General features: G+C 55.1%; 15 protein-coding genes. 5 read left to right on the top strand and 10 right to left on the bottom strand.

Translation table 11 applies throughout. The annotated features are described in order from the left end of the window. Position 1 precedes the first annotated feature (1 nt). The gene (locus ACE3OA_RS17050; protein ID WP_374312902.1) at positions 2–943 is read left to right on the top strand and encodes a hypothetical protein; all 942 of its coding nucleotides are present in this window, start codon (positions 2–4) and stop codon (positions 941–943) included. On the opposite strand, the gene ACE3OA_RS17045 is transcribed toward ACE3OA_RS17050, so the two are convergent. Continuing rightward, the gene (locus tag ACE3OA_RS17045) at positions 912–1,394 is read right to left on the bottom strand and encodes a GNAT family N-acetyltransferase (RefSeq protein ID WP_374312900.1); all 483 of its coding nucleotides are present in this window, start codon (positions 1,392–1,394) and stop codon (positions 912–914) included. The two genes, ACE3OA_RS17050 and ACE3OA_RS17045, sit on opposite strands and share 32 nt — an antisense overlap. Before the next feature lie 138 nt (positions 1,395–1,532). Between ACE3OA_RS17045 and ACE3OA_RS17040 the strand changes: the two genes are divergently transcribed. Further along, positions 1,533–2,165 carry an AAA family ATPase gene (locus ACE3OA_RS17040; RefSeq protein ID WP_374312898.1) on the top strand — a complete coding sequence of 211 codons (633 nt, stop codon included), beginning with the start codon at positions 1,533–1,535 and terminating at the stop codon, positions 2,163–2,165. Positions 2,166–2,343: 178 nt separating this feature from the next. On the opposite strand, the gene ACE3OA_RS17035 is transcribed toward ACE3OA_RS17040, so the two are convergent. After that, entirely contained in the window at positions 2,344–2,742 is a 399-nt protein-coding gene (locus ACE3OA_RS17035; RefSeq protein ID WP_374312896.1) for a VOC family protein, read from the bottom strand. 9 nt (positions 2,743–2,751) lie between these two features. Between ACE3OA_RS17035 and ACE3OA_RS17030 the strand changes: the two genes are divergently transcribed. From ACE3OA_RS17030 to ACE3OA_RS17020, 3 genes are all read left to right on the top strand, one after another. Beyond that, the gene (locus ACE3OA_RS17030) at positions 2,752–2,961 is read left to right on the top strand and encodes a hypothetical protein (protein ID WP_374312893.1); all 210 of its coding nucleotides are present in this window, start codon (positions 2,752–2,754) and stop codon (positions 2,959–2,961) included. Positions 2,962–3,164: 203 nt separating this feature from the next. Further along, on the top strand, positions 3,165–3,545 hold the full coding sequence (locus ACE3OA_RS17025) for an ester cyclase (protein WP_374312891.1): 381 nt from the start codon (positions 3,165–3,167) through the stop codon (positions 3,543–3,545). Positions 3,546–3,569: 24 nt separating this feature from the next. After that, complete coding sequence (locus tag ACE3OA_RS17020) at positions 3,570–3,866, top strand: type II toxin-antitoxin system VapC family toxin (protein WP_374312889.1); 297 nt, start codon at positions 3,570–3,572, stop codon at positions 3,864–3,866. Positions 3,867–4,036: 170 nt separating this feature from the next. Here ACE3OA_RS17020 and ACE3OA_RS17015 read toward each other — a convergent pair whose 3' ends face one another. From ACE3OA_RS17015 to ACE3OA_RS16980, 8 genes are all read right to left on the bottom strand, one after another. Continuing rightward, positions 4,037–5,938: a diguanylate cyclase gene (locus ACE3OA_RS17015; RefSeq protein WP_374312887.1), complete on the bottom strand. Its 1,902-nt coding sequence runs from the start codon at positions 5,936–5,938 to the stop codon at positions 4,037–4,039. 249 nt (positions 5,939–6,187) lie between these two features. Then, a complete protein-coding gene (locus ACE3OA_RS17010) occupies positions 6,188–6,595 on the bottom strand; it encodes a bacteriohemerythrin (protein ID WP_374312885.1) in 408 nt (135 codons plus the stop codon). A gap of 315 nt (positions 6,596–6,910) precedes the next feature. After that, a complete protein-coding gene (locus ACE3OA_RS17005) occupies positions 6,911–7,747 on the bottom strand; it encodes a hypothetical protein (protein WP_374312882.1) in 837 nt (278 codons plus the stop codon). Between the two features lie 448 nt (positions 7,748–8,195). After that, positions 8,196–8,450 (bottom strand): toll/interleukin-1 receptor domain-containing protein, encoded by a 255-nt coding sequence (locus ACE3OA_RS17000; RefSeq protein ID WP_374312879.1) that lies wholly within the window; start codon positions 8,448–8,450, stop codon positions 8,196–8,198. Positions 8,451–8,638: 188 nt separating this feature from the next. Continuing rightward, positions 8,639–9,583 carry a nucleotidyl transferase AbiEii/AbiGii toxin family protein gene (locus ACE3OA_RS16995; RefSeq protein ID WP_374312876.1) on the bottom strand — a complete coding sequence of 315 codons (945 nt, stop codon included), beginning with the start codon at positions 9,581–9,583 and terminating at the stop codon, positions 8,639–8,641. Next, positions 9,580–10,437 (bottom strand): type IV toxin-antitoxin system AbiEi family antitoxin, encoded by an 858-nt coding sequence (locus ACE3OA_RS16990; protein ID WP_374312874.1) that lies wholly within the window; start codon positions 10,435–10,437, stop codon positions 9,580–9,582. The genes ACE3OA_RS16995 and ACE3OA_RS16990 overlap by 4 nt, the downstream gene beginning before the upstream one ends. Before the next feature lie 152 nt (positions 10,438–10,589). Beyond that, positions 10,590–12,437, bottom strand: coding sequence for a TniQ family protein (locus tag ACE3OA_RS16985; RefSeq protein WP_374312872.1), 1,848 nt, complete (start codon positions 12,435–12,437; stop codon positions 10,590–10,592). Then, complete coding sequence (locus ACE3OA_RS16980; RefSeq protein ID WP_374312870.1) at positions 12,434–13,510, bottom strand: ATP-binding protein; 1,077 nt, start codon at positions 13,508–13,510, stop codon at positions 12,434–12,436. Before ACE3OA_RS16980 ends, ACE3OA_RS16985 begins: the two co-directional genes overlap by 4 nt. Positions 13,511–13,521 lie beyond the last annotated feature (11 nt).

The raw sequence follows: 13,521 nt of genomic DNA, 5'->3' as shown, positions 1-13,521 counted from the left end.
CATGAAAGATTATGCGGATGAGATCTTTCGGACCCTGAAATACCTGCAGCGGCAGCCGGGGCTGGAAGCGCTGCAGCAGCTCTACCCTGAGGAATGGCGCACGGTCGAAATCGAACTCGCCGCGGCCATTCGCGACAAGGACAAGGCGAAGCTCGACCGCCTCATGCGCCCGCTTGAGGGCTTGCCGAAGCCAAAGGAACGGCGCAACCCCATCACCAAGCAGGAATCCCGCGACCTGCAGGGCAAGCTCATTCGCCAGCGCATGTCGGCCATCGCCATCGAGCGCTATCTGAAAACCTCTCTGTCCGACCCCAAGGCGCCGCATCTCAAATGGCGCGATCGGCTGATCTTCCGTGTGCTGTTCTTCGCCAAGGGCCGGCAAAGGAAGCTCGTGACGCCTTGGCTCTTTCGTCTGCTATGGCAGCTCGTGCGCCAGCGCAACCTGCTGATGCCCATGGCGGAGGCGCGTGGCATCTATAATTTCTACAGCAGCGGCTTTCTGAAGGCACTGGCAACCGAGATTGCGGGCAAATCCTGCCTGGAGATTGCGGCCGGCGACGGCTATCTGTCGCGCCAGCTCACCCGCCGCGGTGTCCGGATTGTCGCCACTGACGATGGCAGCTGGTCAGGTAAAATTGATGGTATCGGCGATGTCGAACGCCTCGCCGCTGATGCGGCCATTGCCAAATACCATCCGGAAATCGTCATCTGTTCCTGGCCGCCCGCCAACAATGCTTTCGAGCAACACGTCTTCGCCGATCCCGGCGTAGAGCGCTACATCATGATCGGCAGCGAGCATCGGCGCCTTTGCGGCAACTGGCCGCTCTATCAGGCGCAGCAGGCCTTCATGCAAACCAGACATGACGGCCTCAGCGCGCATCTCTATCCGCGGGACTTCGGCGGCGCCGTATTCATTTTCGATCGCCGCAAGCTGGCCGGATGAAGAGTTTGCGCGGTATCTTGTGCCGCCCCACGATCTCGCCCGTATCGACAAAACCGAACTTCCTGTAGAACGCGATCGCCCGCTCGTTGAAATGAATGACGCCGAGCTTGACCGGCAGGGCCGGGCCAATCCACTGCATGGCAGCGTTCATCAGGGCGACCGCAACCCCCGTGCCGCGGTGGGAATGCGCCACGATCAGCCAATCGATTTCAGGAAGTACCAGGTCGCTGCGGTCGGCAATGACAAAGCCAGCCAATGCATCGCCGTCTTTGGCGGCAAAAATGACGCGCACCGGATTGTCTATGGCGCTGAGGCAGGATCTGCTGGCAATTTCGATAATCCAGGCGTTCTCCGCCAATTGCGCGTCTGTGAGGTCCGGCCGGTAGAATGCGTCGCTGATGAAACGTGACTCATAGTTTGCAGTAAGCGGGTTGCTAACCCCTTGAGACATAAGACCCGTCAACCGCGGTTGACTCATCATTTGCAGCAGAATGACTCAACTGCTTGCAGTAGACATTTGGGTGCCTCTCCGAGAACATAATCGCATGAGTCGGGTGTCGTTGGCGAGGATGCAGAAAATTGGTACGGTTTGAAGGAACAGTATCCAGGGAGTGGTTTGAATTTGATTGCAGGCGGCCAAGGAATGCAGAACTGGATTGTCTATCTAATAGGGCCACCCGGCGTGGGAAAGCAGACGGTTGCCGAGGCGATCGCGGCGACTATCGAGTGCCAGGTGGTTGACAACCATACCTGGCTCAATCCGATACTTCGGCTGGTGCCACAGGACGGCGCGACGCCGCTACCACCTAAAATTTGGTCACTTTCAGCTAAGATCAGGCGTGCGATTTTGGAGGCTGTTTCAGAACTGTCGCCGCCGCATTGGAACTTTGTCTTCACGCTTGCGGCGGGAGACCCCAACGAGCGAGACGAAGATAGCTCCAGGGTTCAGGAAATCGTTGAAGTGGCACGTCGCAGAAATGCCCGTGCAATGGCAGTCTGCCTCACATGCGCACCTGAGGAGCTGGCGAGGCGAGTGTCCGCGCCCGAACGTCACTTGAAGATGAAGGATACAGACCCGGCGCGAGCGAGGTTCTTGGCTTCACAGCCCACATTCAATCCGCGGTGGGCTTACACGTTAGAGATCGATACGACTAACTTAGTCCCAGCCCAAATCGGTGGCCGAATTGTCGAGAAGATGAAATCTATAGAAGCGACAGCGTAGCCGCAGAACGGGCCGGAGTCTCCGCTGCCAAGATAGAGTTTCCGGTTGAAGGCGAGCCGGAGGAAGGCATCACTCCTGGCTTGTGGATCTGCTAGGGCTAAGTGCTCAAATTTGCTTGCTGTGCCTCGTCAGTCGAGCGGTCGACCAAGCGTCAGCAACGACGCCGATCAACAGCCGATCAACGGTCGCTAAAGCGTTGTCTCGCCGCCTCGGTCATAGGTGTATAAAGGGCGACACGGGTGCCCTCAGGGTCAGCAAATTGGACTGTGCGATTGCCCCATGGCAAATCCTTGGGCTCATGCACGACCTCAACATGGCCTTTCAAGCGTGCGAATTCTGCATCGACATCAGATACCTTGAACTCAAGAATGGCGGTCCTATTAGCACCGGGCTCCGCACTGCCTTCCTTGAATAGGGCGACGGTCTCGGCGCTTCCAATTGACAAGACAGCGCCGGGCGTGACGATTTCGGCAAATACGGGAGCAAGCCAGTCGGCGCGGTAGCCCGTCACCCGCTCGTAGAAGGCAACCATGCTTTTGATGTCAGCGGCGACGAGGCGGGTGGATGCAAATTTCATGATCTTTCCTTGAGCGACAACAATCTTCCGCGCTTTTGTGGCTCATGCCTGCTGACAGCGTTGTGGCAGCAGTATTCAGCAGCCTGCAGGGCGATGCCCGTCCTGCAGGCTGACTTGATCGAATTTGGCAGCTATCCGGTCTATTACAACCCGATAGAACTGGCAGGCGACTTTGGCTCCGGTCGGCACGACGACGACGCGATTGTCGAGATCGGCTGAATGAACTGGGTCGGTCGTTTTAAGCCGAAGATGGCCACCCACTTGGTCGACAAGATCAAATCTATAGAGGCGGCAGCTAAGCCGCTCCAAAAGCTAGTCATGTAGGGTCTTTTGTGGAACACCTACATGTCACTAAATGAGGTCGTCACGTCCCCACGGCCTCTGAGGCTTGCAGTGCCCTTGGAATGAGAGAAGTAGCGACAATGGACATCGCGGAAACCTATAGGGCGTATATCGCCTGCCTAAACAAGCAAGACTGGGGGAATCTCGGAGGCTTTGTTGGAGATGAGGTGCGTCACAATGGCAACTTGCTTGGCCTGAGCGGATATCGGCGCATGCTGGAAGCAGACTTCGAGCAAATACCTGATCTCCATTTCAGCATTCAGATGCTCGTCACCGATCCACCCCGTATCGCAGCCCGCTTGTGGTTCGATGTCAGCCCCATAGGGCAATTCCTTGGTCTGCCCGTGAACGGTAGCAATGTCACCTTTGCGGAAAACGGCTTCTATGAATTCCGGGAAGATCGAATCCACGAAGTATGGTCGGTCATCGACAAAAGCGCCATTGAGGCACAACTTAATTGAGTTAATGGGACGGAGTTAGGTCCCTTGCCCGAGCGGGAAGTTGAAAGTGAAAGCCGTCCCAGCAGAGGAACTCTCGAAACCTCCGGTGCCGCCAAGTTGCGTAACTTCCTTCAACCAAGCCCCAACTCCAAAAAACTCAAGTTCGGAGGAGATCTCATTATTGCTTCTACCGCCATCGTGAGGGGCGCGACCATCGTGAGCTTCAATGTCGCTGATTATCAGGCTATCCATCAGCACTTTGACTTGCCAGGCCTCTATCATCCTGGCCGACAGGAGTGGATGATCGAATACAATCCAGATAAGGGATACACTTCACGCTAACTCGCCGCGTCATCTCAGGGAGATGTCTGCAGGGGCACAAATCGCATAGGGCGATGGAGCAGAGGAGGGTTTGGTGGCTGCTGTCCGCTCGGTGCTATCTTGGTGAGATAACCCCCCGTAACATGCGCGATCCATCCGGTGCAGGCTTTGTCCGAAGACGCCGGAAAAGTCTACGCTGATCTCCGACCAGATTTGGTCTCGTCGTTCGAAATAGTCTGGGCGCAAACAACCCGGTTTCGTCCCAACTCTTTCGCTTGGTACAGAGCTTCATCAGCCGCTTTGATGATGGAGGCCATATCGCTTGCGGTGCCTGGCGCAATGGTGGCCACCCCGATACTTACTGTGACGACCTGAGGCAAATTCCCTTGGTGTTCGATCGCCCGTTGCTGAAGGTTGTGTCGAAGCTGCTCCGCGATAGCTTCAGCATCTCGTTGCTCTGTTCCGGAGAGTATCGCTGCGAACTCCTCACCGCCATATCGAGCGACGCGATCAGTTGTACGCTTAACCGATTCCTTGAGGCATTGCGCGACCTGCCGCAAGCATTCGTCGCCAGCGAGATGCCCGTAGGTGTCATTGTAGATTTTGAACTTGTCTACATCAATGAGCAGGATGCTGGTGGGACCAAGCCCTCTTGCGCAACGTCCCAGCTCTTCAGCGAGGAATTGATCCATTGCACGGCGATTCAACAAGCCCGTTAGTCCATCAGATTGGGCCAACTCTTCAAGCTGAGCGTTTACAGATTTCAGTTCATGCTCAAGCTTCTTCTGGTCGGTAACATCAGTGTAGACAGCAAAGTATCCGCCCGGCGTCGGGTTAATGCGGGCTTCGATCCATCGTCCGTCACTCAAATCGAATTGTGTTTGTGTGATTTCACGAATAGGGACTTCGGATAGCTCCACAATACGCTCAAGTTCTTCCCTCGAAGAAACGCGCTTCTCGCCGCGCTCCAATGAAGCGCGTATGATGTCTCGAAATCTTGCCCCTGGCTGTCGCACGTCGCGGGTCATTGGAAAAAGTTCAAGATATCGGTCGTTGCTGAACAGCAGCTTGTAGGAACTGTCGAACATCGCGACCCCGGCAAGCATGTTCGAGAATGTGAGCTGCAACCGCTCCTGGCTGATAGCGAGTTCCTGCTCCAGGCGCTTTCGAACCGAAATGTCGCGATTATGTGTGATCAACCCCTGAAATTTGCCACGCTGATCGTGTACAGGAACCTTGAGGGTCGAGAGCCAAGCGGTCGATCCATCCTTATGGACGACATACTGTTCGATCGTACGCGGGGTACGAGCCTCAACGAGCTCAGTCTCGTAGGCTCTAAATTCCGCTGCAGTGGCTTCGGGGTAGAAGTCGTAATCCGATTTTCCTATCAGACTCTCCGAACTTGCGGCACGCATCAACTTTGCGGTGGCTGGATTGGCGGCAATGAACTTTCCGTTTTCGTCTTTGACGTTCAAGCAATCTGGCAGTGCCGCCATAATGGCGCTGTAGATCGTGTTGGTGCGCGCCATTCCTTGCCGCCGAACTTCCTTGGCCATGGCCAAGGCCGACAGCAAGCAAGTTGCGAAGCGGAACAGGGTCGGGTGGAGCAGCACTTCCGCCGTAGGGCGAATTTCGACAAATGCGGCGTACAAGGCGCCGCCCAGGACTGTAAATGCGACAGCGAGGACGAGAGCGTCCTTTCGTTGCGGCTCCCTGGTTCTCATGCGAACGTGAACGACTGACCCGATGACGACTGCCGATACCATCAGGAAGAGCGCCAGGGTTGTATCCGGGCCTCCGATGTAGAGGCGATAAGCCGCAGCCAATAGCCCGCAAGTTATCCCGGCAAGAGGTCCGCCAATGAACGACGAAGAAACGATCAAGACGTTCCGCAGATCGAGTAGCGCGCCGCGGGAGTGAGATTCGAGAGCGATTGCCATGCAAACAATCGCACCGAAGCCGAACAACACACCGAACAGGCATTTTCTCAATGGGGTCGAGCAATCAACCAGTGGCGGGATGTGGCTCCACAATGCGATGAAGAGCGCTACTACGCCTGAACTGACCAAAAGGCTATGCCACGGTTCGTCCATGCTTACCCTCAACGAGTCCGGCACGGGTCGTCATAGTCACGTCGGCCCTGGCGGATTGCCCAAGGATGCGACGAGTTCCTTGACGTTACCTTAACGCCCCATGAATATCCTCCCAATTCCCCCCCCTGAACGGCGGAAATTGGCTGATTGGCTATCCTCGAATTTGGTCAATCTGCTGCACGGATTTAGGTCTGAGCCCGCCGCGATTGCGTGAACGGTGCAAGAGGCTCGCAGAGGGCGACCCACCCATCAGCGGCCGGACTTGGACCTCTTCGCGTCAAGCCAGTTCAGAAACTCCATATCTTTGGTGACGACGGCCGTGAGCAGCTCCGTATAACATCGCGCAGCTATACCAGCAGGAGTTATGCCTAGATTTTCACGCAGAGAATCGAGGGCGATGATCACGTTGGAATGGTGCCTTACATGCGCATCGCTCTCTGGGTATTTAAGCATGCGCAAATAATGTTCCTCATTGGCGAAGTGGTCAGCGAGTTCACTACGAAAGGCGTGGAGGCTCACCAAAAGTGCGCCCTGATCGCCATCTTGTTCGGCGACCCCGATCCGGTTAATGGCGCTAACGAGATCCTGATGCTCCGCGTCCAGGCTATCGACTCCGGTACGCATAGAGGGTAGCAAGACGAATGAGGTGACAGTCATCGGTGCTGCTGTTTCTCAGAATTCTGCCGAAGCGGCGGTATCTTGGTCCGCCGGGCGGCTTCACAGACATTTTGCGCGCGTAGAACGACCCAGTAAAGCCTAAGCAATACACTCCAACGTCCGCAATTAATCCGTCTTTACTCAGATGGGCGGCGGAGAATTTTCCACACGCCGTGCCTTTAGCTTCGCCGCAGAAAATCAGCGCCATTAAGGCGCGGAATAACCATCGGCCCGGATGCGCTATCCGAGCGATATTTTCATCGTCAATGACTGCGTGATCCGACCTCGACCTGTGCCGAATGCATTCGTAGAAATTCAATGCATTGTCCCAAGTATGACCACGCCGGAGGCGACAAAGAGCGAAGCGGCGATACGACGAAATCCAAACCCTTCCTTCAAGATAAAGGTGCCAATCAACGTGCCAAATACGACACTTGTCTCGCGCAATGCGGTAATTGGTCCAATTGGCAACTGATTCACGGCCAGGAGATAGACGAGAAAGCCCAGCGTAGAAATGATACCCGCCATAATCGACGTTGCACCATGTCGGTAGAGAAAGGCAGAAATACCTCGCCTTCTAAACAACAAGACGTAGCCAAATATTCCTCCAGCATTGATGATCTGCGCGACTGCCAGAAACCCCAGCACTGAACCTGACACACGGACGCCGACGCCTCCTAGAAAGCTGTAGCTCGCGATCGTCACGCTTGTCGCCAGCGCCAGCCCAACCGCACTCGGCTTCGCGCCCATTCCGAATGTAAGGGCCAGAATACCGAGCGAAATTAGACCTACCGCAATCAAAGTACCCACCGTCAGCGTTTCGCCGATGGCGACGAAGGCCACGGCGGTAGTGATCACGGGAACTGCCCCGCGTGCAAGCGGATAGACAACGCCTAAGTCGCCAACAGCGTAGGATCGGACCACCAACGCGTAATAGCCATAATGGGCGATGGACGTTAGCACGAGCCACTTAATGCTCTCAATCGAAGGCCAGTCGACAAATGGTAGTGCTGCAATTCCGAGGATAGCCCCGACGGTGGGGATTGCTGCCATGCTGAGTAGGCGATCTGATGACGCCTTAACCATCGCGTTCCAGACGGGATGCGCGATTGCCGACAGAAGGACAAAGCCATAGAGGATTTCCGCACGCATGTTTCCATCTTCAAGAAATCTTCACGCGGATGGGAATTTCACAGAATCAAAACACTGTGAGAAATGTAGCCTGTTGGAACAAGGGTTATGCAGGTTATTTGCGCGATAATGGCGGAAATTAGTCCATCCGACGACCAATCTAGCGCTCCTTCACTCCTGCTCGTGTTCAACGACCCCGACCAGCGATCTGGTTCAGGCAGGAAACCTCCCTGCGATGATGAAAAGTGGCCTTCAGGGAGTCGGAACTGAGGGTGGGACTGATACCCAAACCGTCGAAGAGATACTGCCGCAATTCGACGGGTTGGGTATCAGTGTTTCTTGCGAGGCGGTCAGCGAGAGAGGGCGAGTAACCCATGACTTCGTTTTTGGAAACCTTGTGCCAGATAGGTAGTAAGTTCTGGTCGCCGGAAACGGTCTTTGTCACAAGCCCATCCAGCTCGTACTCAGGTTATCCCCGACCAAAAAAGGCTTGCGACAAGACAACGACACCAAAGCGGCTGCGGGCGATTCCCCCGTCTATTTTACGCCGCAAGCTGTCGCCAGTTCTAAGCTCGAACTCATCATACCAAACTGCCAATCCGGCTCCCTCCCGACCTCTCCTAACGAACCCGCCGACGTGAGGGGCTTTATCCACATTGATAATCTCTGGCTGCGTTTCAGTACACTGTCCTTGCTCAAGTGCGACCCACAATAACCTCGACATTTTCGTCGATATCATTTGCAGATGGCGACGTTTTTCGTTGCTATCTGCAAATGATATCGACTTAAAGAGGTCGGCATACTTCTGAACGAGGCTAGAGCCTCGCCCTAGCGGTCTCGTTGACGAACACCGGGCGACCGAGGACACTTCGTCAGTTTTCTTCGATAGCCGATGTCACGATTCAGGCTCAGCTAGAAAGTCCAAGCGCTTGCATTTGCCTCAGCGCTATCGATTGATCCAGGGATCGATTTGATCAAAGCCTGATACGCTTCTGGATTGCGACGGTGAGTATCATCGATAACTGCTTTTTCCTCCGCCGTAATCTCTCCAAGAAAGCGAAAATTGCGGATAACCCCTTCAGTCATCTCGGCTAGATTGACGGATTGGCCTCTTGGCAAAAGATTCAGTAGGTCCGCTTGATCGTAGTTGCGGCCGTTCTCAATATTGGCTTTGAACTCTGCGTAATTGAGCTGGCCTTTGTCAGACTTCCAAAGCTTTGCCGTAGCCAAAGAACGGACAAGAGCTTGATCCATCTGGCGACTACCAATCTTATGAAGATCATAGAGGTCGCGAACCTGAGCCCGTTGATGGCCAGCACGAATTTTTTCCGCGATCACTTCCTCGTCTTGCAAGCAGAGAACTTCACACGGGGTAAACTCTGTAATCGCTTTTAGGTAAGGGTCAGGGAGAATTTGCGCCTTCTTGACGGGTGGTAAAATGGTTCGCTCCCTGAAACTCACTTGGATCTTGATGAGCTGTCCATTTGGATTGGCTGGATATGAACATTTGGGCGTAACTGCGCAGCCGTCCTCAGTTTCATACCAGTCGCGCTTGTCATTGACCTCGAAGCTGATGTCATGAAAGGGGTCAATGAAGCTTTCGCGGAGCGCGAGAGATAGGTCGTCTCGATCAACGTCGGGAAGTGCCGTGAAGTCCAAGTCGGTCGAGAGACGACCTGCAGGACCAAACACCATCTTCCTCAACATCGTGCCGCCTTTGAAGGCGAGATATTTTGCGATTCCTCTCTCTTCAAATAACTGGAGAAGATATGTCAGCAAAACGTCGGTTGCGACATTCTCGAAGCTTCGTGCCCCAGTGTGTCCAGGTAGTTTTCGCAGGTTGGTTTCGGTGATCATGCTGGCATCCTCCGTGTGGCAGTTCCAAATGGAAGATTGCCTAGCAGTTGGCTCTGAGTGATGTTGACGTTGAGATTCCAATCCGGGATGTAGCCGATGTCGCCCTCGCGCCGCTCCAGGGCGCCAATCCTCGACCGAGCAGACTTGGGGATGTCTTCGCGAAGTTTATCGCGGATGGTAGAAAGCTCTGTGACTTCCGCTACGTCTAGGAAGAAGCCTAGTCTTTGGAGCAGGGAGACCGACTCCATCCGGCGTGCGTCCCGGAGTAATTTATCGAAGTCCAAATGCGGCGCCGCCGTGAATACGATCCGCACAGCTTCCGAGGGACCGCCACAAAGGTCGAGGCGGTCAACGCAGTCCAATACGGTCTTCTCCCGGTCAGATACGCGCAGTGTCCGGCCGAAAGAGACGACCTCCTGCATGCCGAAAAACTTGCGAGGATGGAGGCGGTGGAATTCGATCTTAGTGTCGTTGATGAGCCGATCAGGAAGCTGCCGGGTTGTTGCCACATGAATGATCATCGGCACTTGGGTGGTAAAGCTGTGGTGAGCGGCAGCAGACCACCAGCCGATATAGGAGGGCGTTTCCGCCATGGAGGCCAGGGCGAGGGTGTTGTAGTCGCCAATGTTCTCGGCTCCATAGTTCGGAGGCACGATGGCATAGCGACGGCCACCTAAGCGCGTAAGCCAGCCTTTTGCGATCAGCCGTTTCACGGCAGAGCGGGCTTGAATCTGGTTGCCGACGATCGAGGTGATCTCGCGAGCGTCCGTAACCGAAGCGCCGTTTTCAACGAGCGTCAGCACGATAGAAGCTTCAAGCGGCCCCAGAGATCGGACGTTAAAATTGTTCGACATTGGCTTCTCATACATACCATTTCATATATAGAATACACTATGGTTTGCAAGAAGCCAGTGTAAGTTATAAATCGATAAGATCGTGAAAAAGACTATTCCATATATAAAATACACATATTAAAGTGAGTTATATCAAGAAAAATATATTTATATCAGTCGTTTATGGCAAGAGTACACGAAGGGTTAAAAATATCGGAGCGTCGATAGAATCTAGCGCCAACGTCTTTGGCATTGATTGCGGGAGAGATCGAGGCTGCGTCGAGCCTGCGGCGAAGATCGCCCAGATACACCCTCAGCTCGGCGCCGAGCCGCGTCAGGCCAATGAAGTCCCGGTTGAAGGCGTCAAGATCATCCTGGCGGATGATCCGCTGGGGACATCTGTTGACTGGATTGATGACGGTCTCGGACGAAAGATGCCCGTGGTCAATGAGGGCCAACAGGACGGCGGTAGATACACCTAGCAACTTCTCTGCCTGCCGGAGAGTCACGCCACCATGGTCTTCGCCCTTCACGAGACGGCGGACCTCATCATAGTCAACCAGCACCGATAGATAGCCTTCCACGCCCGGTAGACGGCCCTTCCAGGCCAGCCTCTCGCCTTGGATGAGTTTCACGATCTCACCTGCCGAGCAGCAGGCACGCTTGGCGGCGGTCGGGATCGTTGCTCTGGTGCCAGTACATGCTGCGACCGCCTCGGAGCCGTCCAGAAGCCGGGCTAAAAATGCATCCAGCATCCGGCGGGAGTAGGCGCCAGCCCGTCCGTTTCCGGTCTCCATAGATAGCGACGGCTGGAGAATTCCCGCTTTATCTAGGGCGATCAGTTGGGCCCTTGGGATATTGAGATAGGGGCCGACCTCCTTAAGCTTCAGGGCGTCGGAAAGGCTGTTCAGTAATGAAGTGGACTCAGCGACTGGAAAAAGCACTCGATCATCAGGAAGCCGCAAATCGGCCTTTGAGACCAGACCAGCGGCATGCACCTGTTTTCGAAGCCGCTTGGGGTGGAGGCCTGTTTCAAGGGAGGCGGACCGGATGGAGTGGATGACGCGGGCCTTCACAGGATGGCCCAGCAGCAATTCGCCGGGTCCAACGGGAAAATTGGCAATCGTGAAGTCCCGGATCATCTGACGAAGAGGTTCATAGACCGGGTCCTCAGTCTCGTGAGCCAGCCACTCATATAGACGGCCGTACGTGTATCTCGGTCCCCAGGTGCGGCGTGCCGCAAGAAATGTCGATTTTAGGCCTTCGAGATAACGATTGACGCCATCGATTCCATCCTTGGCAAAGGCATATCCGGCTTGACCAGCCTGACACCACTCGTCGTCTGTGAGATCGTCCAGCATTACATTTGGGCCATGGCGTGATACGGCTCCAATGACCTCGCAGGCCCTGACAGCGGCATAAAGAGGAAATGTATCGAGCCACTCCGATTTTGGTTTGCGCCCGCTCAGCCTGGCGGAGACGTATTCTTCAAGATCGCTGGTCTGCCTAGCTTTAGTCTTGATCTTGAAAATCTGCTCCTTAAGAAAAGTCTCCACTCGAACCGAGAAATCATGAACGTCGTGTTTGGGGTCCCTGGGGATCTTGCAAAGGACTCGATTGTGCTTGGCGCAGGTGCGGATCGGCGCGAGCAACCAGCTCGCGCGACAATAGGCAAGCCCCTCGGGAGGACCGTCTGCAGCAATATCTTCCAGCAAGCAGTCTGGGCAGACGCACAAATGCTCGCGCCTCAAGGTGTGCCTGGCGAGTGTCTGACCCTGGAGATAGACCCCGTCGTCGTTTCGATGAATGGAGTTTGCACGCAGGGTCTCAGTGCCTACGCTGAACCATTGCTTTGTTGCCGCGAACGCCGCCTCGCGTCCTTTCACTACGTCCCCATACCCGATACGGAGATGCTCCAGGAACAGCCTCAGCGATGGGCAGCCATTGAGTGCTGCCATCCGCGAAAGGAAGGTCGGCAGCGGTTCTTCTGGTTGTGGCGGCAGACGGAGTAGGGTGGTCATTTCCGGCTGCGCTTCTTTCGCCCAGTCTTCCCTTTAGGCTCATCCTCCTCGTCGTCTTCGGATAAAGCCTCCAGAGGATCAATCTGATGCCAGTTGGGCGCCAAGAAGATGTTCTGCTCGGGCGTACACCCGGTAATCTGGAAGTAAGTTTCACCGAAGTGTTCGCGGGTGGCACGCTCTTCTCGTGCGTAAATGATTTCCTCGGCACCGCCCTGAAGATAGCGGCCGATCCGACCGAGAAAATTTGAGGCGGCATGGCACAGGCGCGGATAGAATTCGTCCTGCTCCAGATCGGAAATATCGAAGCCGAGCCGTGTCTCCAAGATACCCTTCGTCATGAAGCGCACGAATTTTCCATCGGCCGGGAGTTGAAGCGGATTCACCAGATGGATGCGCGATCGAAGCGGGAGCTGCGGGTCCGATTGTCGAAACTGCGTAAGCTCTGGCAAGCCCGACAATACCAGCCGCATCGGCCATTCTGGATTCTGCATGAGATTTTTAAGGGTGTCAGCCAACTTTTGCTGTTCGGCCGGGTTACTGAAGTGGACAGCATGCTGAGCCTCGTCGACATGCAGAATGAGGCAGCGCCGAAGTTTGAGCTGCTGTTTGACAATCCGCCAAGCGACGTTTTCCTGAATATTTCGATTGGTGGGATAGCCAACGGCGTCGAGAATCTCAAAAGCCAACTGCTTCAGAGTACAGGGAGATGGAGCAATGACGCTGACGAGCGGCATCATCTTACCCATCTCTGAATCGTATTGGGCGAGGCTGGGTCGCTTTTCAAAGAGGTAGCGAATGGCGTGGCTCTTGCCTGCCCCACTTTCGCCCACAATGACGAGCGCGCGTCCCTCGAAGCGCTTGCCGGGAACGTTAGGACGCGAAACTATCGCGCCGTCTAACAGACGGTCGAATTGCCCGGCGAGCTGCTTATCTCGCCCCGAAGTGATGTACGTTTCCCAGAGCGTCGCCAACTTGTCGGCGACCTCAGGGTTGTCTGAGAAATGGTCCGATGCAATGGTCTCAATGGACCACTCCGGAGCATCGCTAGTCGAAATCTCAATCCGGTCTTCCATAGGGGCCTCCT

Origin of the sequence: Dongia sp., from assembly GCF_041906375.1 — a bacterium.
In the GTDB taxonomy this organism is placed as follows: Bacteria; Pseudomonadota; Alphaproteobacteria; order Dongiales; family Dongiaceae; genus Dongia.
This window is presented reverse-complemented; position numbering and strand designations above follow the sequence as displayed.

Bases quoted from the DNA above. Each gene is read 5' to 3' on its own strand.
- ACE3OA_RS17050 (WP_374312902.1), top strand. From the start codon at position 2: ATGAAAGATTATGCGGATGAGATCTTTCGGACCCTGAAATACCTGCAG.
- ACE3OA_RS17045 (WP_374312900.1), bottom strand. From the start codon at position 1,394: ATGTCTCAAGGGGTTAGCAACCCGCTTACTGCAAACTATGAGTCACGT.
- ACE3OA_RS17035 (WP_374312896.1), bottom strand. From the start codon at position 2,742: ATGAAATTTGCATCCACCCGCCTCGTCGCCGCTGACATCAAAAGCATG.
- ACE3OA_RS17025 (WP_374312891.1), top strand. From the start codon at position 3,165: ATGGACATCGCGGAAACCTATAGGGCGTATATCGCCTGCCTAAACAAG.
- ACE3OA_RS17015 (WP_374312887.1), bottom strand. From the start codon at position 5,938: ATGGACGAACCGTGGCATAGCCTTTTGGTCAGTTCAGGCGTAGTAGCG.
- ACE3OA_RS17010 (WP_374312885.1), bottom strand. From the start codon at position 6,595: ATGACTGTCACCTCATTCGTCTTGCTACCCTCTATGCGTACCGGAGTC.
- ACE3OA_RS17005 (WP_374312882.1), bottom strand. From the start codon at position 7,747: ATGCGTGCGGAAATCCTCTATGGCTTTGTCCTTCTGTCGGCAATCGCG.
- ACE3OA_RS17000 (WP_374312879.1), bottom strand. From the start codon at position 8,450: ATGTCGAGGTTATTGTGGGTCGCACTTGAGCAAGGACAGTGTACTGAA.
- ACE3OA_RS16995 (WP_374312876.1), bottom strand. From the start codon at position 9,583: ATGATCACCGAAACCAACCTGCGAAAACTACCTGGACACACTGGGGCA.
- ACE3OA_RS16990 (WP_374312874.1), bottom strand. From the start codon at position 10,437: ATGTCGAACAATTTTAACGTCCGATCTCTGGGGCCGCTTGAAGCTTCT.
- ACE3OA_RS16985 (WP_374312872.1), bottom strand. From the start codon at position 12,437: ATGACCACCCTACTCCGTCTGCCGCCACAACCAGAAGAACCGCTGCCG.
- ACE3OA_RS16980 (WP_374312870.1), bottom strand. From the start codon at position 13,510: ATGGAAGACCGGATTGAGATTTCGACTAGCGATGCTCCGGAGTGGTCC.